6 protein-coding genes and 1 tRNA gene are annotated in these 8,056 nt (G+C 60.1%); 4 read left to right on the top strand and 3 right to left on the bottom strand.

The window, feature by feature from the left end:
* Nucleotides 1-122: 122 nt before the first annotated feature.
* The 3 genes from F3J45_RS09410 to F3J45_RS09395 all read right to left on the bottom strand — a co-directional run bounded on the left by F3J45_RS09410 (nt 123) and on the right by F3J45_RS09395 (nt 3,459).
* The gene (locus tag F3J45_RS09410; protein ID WP_167060733.1) at nt 123-995 is read right to left on the bottom strand and encodes an integrase domain-containing protein; all 873 of its coding nucleotides are present in this window, start codon (nt 993-995) and stop codon (nt 123-125) included.
* An 896-nt stretch (nt 996-1,891) separates the two neighbouring features.
* Nucleotides 1,892-3,211 (bottom strand): integrase arm-type DNA-binding domain-containing protein, encoded by a 1,320-nt coding sequence (locus tag F3J45_RS09400; RefSeq protein WP_167060730.1) that lies wholly within the window; start codon nt 3,209-3,211, stop codon nt 1,892-1,894.
* 163 nt (nt 3,212-3,374) lie between these two features.
* Nucleotides 3,375-3,459: transfer RNA gene (locus tag F3J45_RS09395), tRNA-Leu, on the bottom strand.
* A gap of 108 nt (nt 3,460-3,567) precedes the next feature.
* Between F3J45_RS09395 and queA the strand changes: the two genes are divergently transcribed.
* The 4 genes from queA to secD all read left to right on the top strand — a co-directional run bounded on the left by queA (nt 3,568) and on the right by secD (nt 8,052).
* Nucleotides 3,568-4,617 (top strand): tRNA preQ1(34) S-adenosylmethionine ribosyltransferase-isomerase QueA, encoded by a 1,050-nt coding sequence (gene queA / locus F3J45_RS09390; protein ID WP_167060728.1) that lies wholly within the window; start codon nt 3,568-3,570, stop codon nt 4,615-4,617.
* A 14-nt stretch (nt 4,618-4,631) separates the two neighbouring features.
* Nucleotides 4,632-5,747: a tRNA guanosine(34) transglycosylase Tgt gene (gene tgt / locus F3J45_RS09385; protein ID WP_205300457.1), complete on the top strand. Its 1,116-nt coding sequence runs from the start codon at nt 4,632-4,634 to the stop codon at nt 5,745-5,747.
* A 42-nt stretch (nt 5,748-5,789) separates the two neighbouring features.
* Nucleotides 5,790-6,125, top strand: coding sequence for a preprotein translocase subunit YajC (gene yajC, locus F3J45_RS09380; RefSeq protein WP_056795769.1), 336 nt, complete (start codon nt 5,790-5,792; stop codon nt 6,123-6,125).
* A 64-nt stretch (nt 6,126-6,189) separates the two neighbouring features.
* Nucleotides 6,190-8,052 (top strand): protein translocase subunit SecD, encoded by a 1,863-nt coding sequence (secD, locus tag F3J45_RS09375; protein WP_167060723.1) that lies wholly within the window; start codon nt 6,190-6,192, stop codon nt 8,050-8,052.
* Nucleotides 8,053-8,056 lie beyond the last annotated feature (4 nt).

The raw sequence follows: 8,056 nt of genomic DNA, 5'->3' as shown, positions 1-8,056 counted from the left end.
TTGGGATAAGAGCTACGTTGGCGCATGGAAATCCTGGCGATAAGGGTGATCGCGTCCGCTTGAAAATACGCGGACACCATCGCCCTTAAAACTGGAGTTCGGAAGGTGAGTTTGCCGGACGCTTACGACCCACCGTTGACGGGCGCAGAATGTCCTGTAATTTTTACGTAGCGCTCGCAAGCATAAGCAGCTCTTAATTCGTGAAAACCTTTTAGGTCGTGCGCCTGGAGGATACAGCGGGCAGGGCGGACGGTTTTCTGCAATACATCCAGGTAGCTTTCGTTTGGCGCAATCAGGTTGCGGCTACCCGCAGGCGAAATCTGGCGTGCAAACTCAAGTGCATCTCGAACATGACCGTCTACCGGAATCCAACGCGGCGCCGAGGCACCGGCGCGTCCGCCTTTGGTGCCGTCTTGGATGTTGATCCTGCCTAGGTCGTTAGCCTCGCGGCTCAGCCGTGGCAGGTCAGCCAAGATGGCCTCACGCAAGCGCATGCCGGTGGCTCGCGCCAATAGAACGATCGCGGCAACGCGTGGATGATGATGACGGCAAAGCGCATCGACGATCTGCTTAACCTGATCGCGGTCTTGGCCTTGCGGAGCCGATTGGCGAACTCCGGTGCGCTGCATTCCCAACGCCTTGCTCGGGCTGGACAACTTCACATGGTGATCACCGCGAAGCGCTGCCATGGCCCTGTTAACGCTGGAAAGCCGATTTTGTGCGGTGCTGATGGCGAGGTCACCGCGCCTAACCACGTCGCGCAGATACGCCGCATAGTCCGCCAATACCTTCCGATCAATCTGCCGCGCATCATTCATACCCGGCCCCTGTTCTGAGCGGCACCATTTCACGAATGCCTGCCACCGATCACAGTGCGCCTTGACCGTGCCGTAATGGCCGCCGCCGAACATGTCTTTCAACGCCTGCGGCCCTGCATAGCTCAGTTGCCTGCCGTAGCCGAAATTGCGGCCATCGCGCCTACCCACCAATGCCATATCGGTCACCTCATCGTCCGATCTCCGATCCGCGCCCCACGTCATCCCGCCAAGAATGTTGAGTGTTATCAGGGATCAAGGCCCCTGCGACCTGTGGGGAATGTCCTCTTCGCGGGACTGGCGGCTCCTTACGTCCGGGAGCAAGGGCATCTCATGATCTGGCCTCCTGTACACCGTTGCCGGTGGGCGGGTGGAGGCAGCACTGGTTGACGAGATCAGCGCCTGAAGATCCTGAGCCATGTGCAAGCAGCAATGCGATGACCGGGGCATACCTGACTGTCAGTCAGGTGCAGTCCATTCCTTGGTCTGCGGCACCATCATCTACAGCGCTGATGCTGGTGACATCGGCGTTTGTCACGCCGATTGTCACGAGGGGGAATGCCGCAAAGCCTTGTGCGATCAGGGCTGCAGCAGTGGTAGAAGTGCCCGTCTCTTTCCAGAAGAAAGAGACGGGCACAGGTTGGCGCAGTATTCGGCCAAGCGGATAGGTTGCTGCAGGGCAGCGAGGTACGGTGTATCTGGCGCACGAGCGCTATATGTGTAAGAGCATCCATCACATGGGTAGTGACTGGGCGAGCTGCCGGATGCGAATCGCCCTTAGGGAGAACCACCGCGGGAGCGGCGTGACCTTCAAGGCTCAGGTCACCTGGGGTGCTGTCAACGACAGCCTTTGCACCGTCTTTTCTACGCTCGCAATCCGAGCGGGTCAAGTGATGTGTCCCGCATGACTTCGTGTTTGAAATGATAATGGGCGGGTACGGAATACCGTGGCTTCCAGTGCCTGATGTGGTGCCGTTGATCTTTTTAGGTAAGGTCCATCCAAACAGGGCGGCTTCGCAGCCCTGTTTGGATGGACCCGCGAACAAAGCAAAATCGTTGCAAATCTTGCGACAGAACTATCGCTGAAGCGAGCCGCGTTGTCTTTCCATTCCATTGGGACCAAAACTGATGGCGTGAATCTCCAATAGTGCTGCCGCTTTGTGCGATAGGAATTGGTTTACCCTCGCGTCAAGCTGGTCTCGCAGATCCGGGGTCATTCCTTCACGGAGTGCATCAAGGTAATCAGCGTACCACTGCATCATGATGCGCCTCTGTGTCATGTAAAGGGCTTGGTTGTACTCGCCAGCTATACCGCCCTCGACATGGGCAAGCTGGCTCTCAACGTGATCCTTCAACCAGCCATGCTCCCGGAGGAGCGTGCTCGCTGTGTGACGAACTCCGTGGCTGACTAGCCGTCCCTGATAGCCAATTTTCACGAAGACTAGATTTATAGTGTTTTCACACAGCACAGCATGTTTGTTGCCATTGCCCGGAAACAGATAGCGACTGCGCCCAGTTAGTCGGTGAAGCTCAACCAGCTTCGCAACGAGCTGATGGGGTAGGGGAGTGACGTAATCTCGGCGCATCTTCATACGCTCTGCGGGAACGGTCCACGTTCCCTCCTCAAAATCGATGTCTTCCCAAGTCGCGTAGCGAACCATACCGGGGCGAGCAGCAGTCAGTATTGCCATCCAAGCAGCTACCCGCGCGGGTAAGCGGCTAGTGGTTCTACTTAGTGCTTGGAGAAATTCTGGGAGCTCGTTTTCGTGCAGGTGGGGATAGTGCAGAGTCGGAGGAGGAGCGAGGGCGATCGTGTGGAGCTCTGACGCTGGATTGTGCTCGCACAATCCGCGAGCAATTGCCTGACTGAAAATCTGCTTGAGCCAAGTCCGTGCTTTGTCGGCGACATTGAACGCGCCACGCTTTTCGATGCTTGCCTGTAATCGTGCGCAGTCAGCCCGCGTGATCTCTTCCAACTGCTTCGAACCCAATGCTGGAATGAGGTCCTTGTCTAGGTAGTCACGAATCTTCTTCAGCGTCGCCCGGGCGCGGCCCGAATCGGCTTTGAACTGATACCAGTATTCGGCTGCACGCTTGAAGGTGTTTAGTCCGGTTTCTCGTTTCTCACGTTTATCTTCCCGAGCCTTAGCGCCTGGGTTGATGTCGCTTTTCACGAGTCGGCGGCACTCTGCGGCCTTGTCACGAGCTTCCTGCAGCGACACTACCGGCCAGACACCAAGTGACATTTTCATCGCTCGACCACGGTAAGTGTACCGAAAATGCCAATACTTGCTTCCGTTTGGGTGAACCAATAGGCCAAGACCCGAACTATCACCAAGCATGTATTGCTTGTCTGTCGGTTTGGAAGCTTTGATCTGCAAGGCTGTGAGCGGCATATCTGTACACCTCCAATTCTCGAACTGGAATCTGTACAGGAAATGTACCAAAAAGAGAGTGGCTGACAAGAGATGGGGGTGGAATCCCAGAGACCAAAAAGCCCGCAGTTAGCGGGCTTCTTGGGTATTGCGTAGCCGTCATTGGACGTCTATGTACATGTATTGGTGCCCCGAGGGAGACTCGAACTCCCACTCCTTTCGAAAACGGATTTTGAATCCGCCGCGTCTACCAATTCCGCCATCAGGGCTTGTGGCGCGCAGTATAGAGAGGTCGCCCAAGCCGGTCAATCGGCTTTCATGGTCAATTTTCACACATTGGGCTAAACTTCCCGGCCCTGTCGAACCCGAACATCATCATGCGCGTCGCCGATTTTTCCTTCGAACTCCCCGATTCCCTGATCGCCCGCCACCCACTGGCCGAGCGCCATGGCAGCCGTCTGCTGGTCCTCGATGGGCCGAGCGGGGCGCTGGCGCACAAGCAATTCCCGGATCTGCTCGACTACCTGCGCCCCGGTGACCTGATGGTGTTCAACAACACCCGGGTGATTCCGGCGCGCCTGTTCGGCCAGAAAGCCTCCGGCGGCAAGCTGGAAGTGTTGGTCGAGCGCGTGCTCGACAGCCACCGCGTGCTGGCCCATGTGCGTGCCAGCAAAGCGCCGAAAGTCGGCGCAGTGATCCTTGTCGACGGCGGTGGCGAGGCCGAGATGGTCGCCCGCCACGATACGCTGTTCGAACTGCGCTTCAGCGAAGAGGTGCTGCCGCTGCTCGACCGCGTCGGCCACATGCCGCTGCCGCCGTATATCGACCGCCCGGACGAAGGCGCCGACCGCGAGCGCTATCAGACCGTTTACGCCGAGCGCGCCGGCGCCGTGGCCGCGCCCACCGCTGGCCTGCACTTCGACGAGGCGCTGCTGGAAAAAATCGCCGCCAAGGGCGTCGAGCGCGCCTTCGTTACCCTGCACGTGGGTGCTGGCACCTTCCAGCCGGTGCGGGTCGACAAGATCGAAGACCACCACATGCACAAGGAATGGCTCGAAGTGAGCCAGGAGGTGGTCGACGCCATCGAGGCCTGCCGCGCCCGTGGCGGCCGGGTGATCGCGGTGGGCACCACCAGCGTGCGCTCGCTGGAAAGCGCGGCGCGCGACGGTGTGCTCAAGGCCTTCAGCGGCGATACCGACATCTTCATCTACCCAGGCCGGCCGTTCCATGTGGTCGATTGCCTGGTCACCAACTTCCACCTGCCGGAGTCCACGCTGCTGATGCTGGTTTCGGCCTTCGCCGGTTACCCCGAGACCATGGCTGCCTACGCGGCGGCGGTCGACAACGGTTACCGCTTCTTCAGTTACGGTGATGCCATGTTCATCACCCGCAATCCGGCGCCACGCGGCCCAGAGGATCAAGCATGAGTCGCACCTGTCGAATGTCGTTCGAACTGCTGGCCACCGACGGCAAGGCCCGTCGCGGCCGCATCACCTTCCCGCGTGGCACCGTGGAAACCCCGGCCTTCATGCCGGTGGGCACCTATGGCACGGTCAAGGGCATGCTGCCGCGCGACATCGAGGCCATCGGCGCCGAGATGATCCTGGGCAACACCTTCCACCTGTGGCTGCGCCCAGGCACCGAAGTCATCAAGAAACACAACGGCCTGCACGACTTCATGCAATGGAAAGGCCCTATCCTCACCGATTCCGGTGGTTTCCAGGTGTTCAGCCTGGGCGCCATGCGCAAGATCAAGGAGGAAGGGGTGACCTTCGCATCGCCAGTCGACGGCTCCAAGGTGTTCATGGGCCCTGAGGAGTCCATGCAGGTTCAGCGTGACCTGGGCTCGGACGTGGTCATGATTTTCGACGAGTGCACCCCGTACCCGGCCGAGCACGACGTGGCGCGCGCCTCCATGGAGCTGTCGCTGCGCTGGGCCCAGCGCTCGAAGAACGCCCACGCCGACAACACCGCGGCGCTGTTCGGCATCGTTCAGGGTGGCATGTACCAGGACCTGCGCATGCGTTCGCTGGAAGGCCTGGAAAACATCGGCTTCGATGGCCTGGCCATCGGCGGCCTGTCGGTGGGCGAGCCCAAGCACGAGATGATCAAGGTGCTCGACTACCTGCCTGACCAGATGCCGGCTGACAAACCTCGTTACCTTATGGGGGTAGGCAAACCGGAAGATCTGGTTGAGGGTGTGCGCCGCGGCGTCGACATGTTCGACTGCGTGATGCCCACGCGCAACGCGCGCAACGGCCACCTGTTCGTCGATACAGGGGTGATCAAGATCCGCAACGCGTTCCATCGTCACGATGATTCGCCGCTGGATCCGACCTGTGATTGCTACACCTGCACCAACTTCTCCCGCGCTTACCTGCACCACCTGGACAAGTGCGGCGAAATGCTGAGCAGCATGCTGAATACCATCCACAACTTGCGCCATTACCAGCGCTTGATGGCCGGTTTACGCGAGGCTATTCAACAGGGTAAATTGGCCGCCTTTGTCGACGCCTTCTATGCCAAACGCGGGCTTCCTGTGCCGCCGTTGGCCTGACTGTTCGCATCCATTATTAGAAAATTACATTAGGAGTGCCCAATGAGCTTCTTGATCCCCGCCGCATACGCGGACGCAGCTGCACCCGCCGCCGGCCCAGCCGGTACCGGCTTCGAGTGGATTTTCCTGGTCGGTTTTCTGGTCATCTTCTACCTGATGATCTGGCGCCCACAGGCCAAGCGCGCCAAAGAGCAGAAGAACCTGCTGGGCAACTTGCAAAAAGGTGACGAAGTTGTCACCAACGGCGGCATCGCCGGCAAGATCGTCAAGGTTTCCGATGACTTCGTGGTTCTGGAAGTGTCCGACACCGTCGAACTGAAGTTCCAGAAGGGCGCCATCGCGGCGACCCTGCCAAAAGGTACGCTCAAGGCTATCTGAGTTACCGGTTTCATTTTTCCAGTCGGGGCGCGCAAAGCGCCCCGCGTCTTGAACGGGCGGCGTGATGCTGAACAAATACCCTCTGTGGAAATACGCACTGATCCTGGTGGTACTGGCGATCGGTTTCATTTATTCCGCTCCCAACCTCTACCCGGATGATCCGGCGGTGCAGATCAGCGGTGCCAGCTCGGCGCTGCAGGTCAAGCAGGCCGACCTCGATCGCGTCAGCAAGGCGCTGGTCGATGCCGGTATCACCGTCAAGGGCGCGAGCCTGGGTGAGAAGGGCAGTGGCCTGATCCGCCTGACCAACCAGGAAGATCAACTGCCAGCCAAGGATGTCGTGCGCAAGGCACTGGGCGATGATTACGTCGTGGCCCTGAACCTGGCCCAGACGACCCCGCAATGGCTGCGGAACCTGGGTGCAAGCCCGATGAAGCTGGGCCTGGACCTGTCCGGTGGTGTGCACTTCCTGCTGGAAGTGGACATGGACAAGGCCATGAGCGCCCGCATGAAAGTCTACGAAGGCGAGGTCAAGACCTTGCTGCGCAAAGAGCGCATCCGCTACCGCAGCCTGCCGCAGCAGGATGGCGGGGTAATGCTGGGCTTCGCTGACGATGCCACCCGCGAACAGGCACGTGCCCTGATCCGCAAGAATTTCAATGACTTCGACCTGACCACCACCGAGCGCAACGAGCTTGCCGTGCTGCGCCTGGCGCTGACCCAGGCGAAAGTCGCCGAGATCCGCGAATACTCGATCAAGCAGAACCTCACCACCGTTCGCAACCGTGTGAACGAGCTGGGCGTGGCTGAGCCGCTGGTGCAGCGCCAGGGCGCCAACCGCATCGTGGTCGAGCTGCCAGGCGTGCAAGACACCGCCGAGGCCAAGCGTATTCTCGGCAAGACCGCCAACCTGGAGTTCCGCTTCGGCGCCGAGCCGGGTGCGTCCAAGGCCACCACTGAAACCTTCGAGTTCCGTGAGGGCAACCGTTCCGCCCAGGTCGAGCGCGGCTTGATCATCACCGGTGACCAGGTAACCGACGCCCAGGCCAGCTTCGACGAGCACGGCCGCCCGCAGGTGAACATCCGCCTGGATGGCCACGGCGGCGAGCTGATGAGCCGCGCCACGCGCAGCAACGTCGGCCGCAGCATGGCGGTGATCTTCATCGAGCAGAAGCCGGTCACCCGCTACGTCAAGCAGACTGTCGACGGCGTCGAGAAAGACGTGGCCGTGCAGAGCTTCCAGGAAGAGAAGAAGATCATCAGCCTGGCGACCATCCAGTCGCCGCTGGGCAGCCAGTTCCGCATCACCGGCCTCAATGGCCAGGGTGAGTCGTCGGAGCTTGCGCTGCTGCTGCGTGCCGGTGGTCTGGCCGCGCCAATGTACTTCGCCGAAGAACGTACCATTGGCCCAAGCCTGGGTGCCGACAACATCACCAAGGGTATCGATGCGTCGCTGTGGGGCATGCTGTTCGTCTCGCTGTTCATCATCGCCATCTACCGTGGCTTCGGCGTGATCGCCACCATCGCCCTGGCGGGCAACATGGTGCTGCTGCTGGCGCTGATGTCGCTGCTGGGCGCTACCCTGACCCTGCCGGGTATTGCCGGTATCGTGCTGACCATGGGTATGGCGGTGGACGCCAACGTGCTGATCTTCTCGCGTATTCGTGAGGAACTGGCGGCTGGCATGTCGGTGCAGCGCGCGATCCACGAAGGCTTCAACCGCGCCTACACCGCGATCATCGACGCCAACCTGACCAGCCTGCTGGTCGGCGGCATCCTGTTCGCCATGGGTACCGGCCCGGTCAAGGGCTTTGCGGTCACCATGTCCCTCGGGATTTTCACCTCGATGTTCACCGCCGTCATGGTGACCCGCGCAATGGTCAACCTGACCTGCGGCGGGCGTGACATCAAGAAGCTGTGGGTTTGAGGGA

The organism is Pantoea sp. Ap-967 (genome assembly GCF_011752565.1).
Taxonomy (GTDB): domain Bacteria; phylum Pseudomonadota; class Gammaproteobacteria; order Pseudomonadales; family Pseudomonadaceae; genus Aquipseudomonas.
The sequence above is the reverse complement of the archived record's forward strand: the minus strand, read 5'-3'. Positions and strand labels throughout refer to the sequence as shown.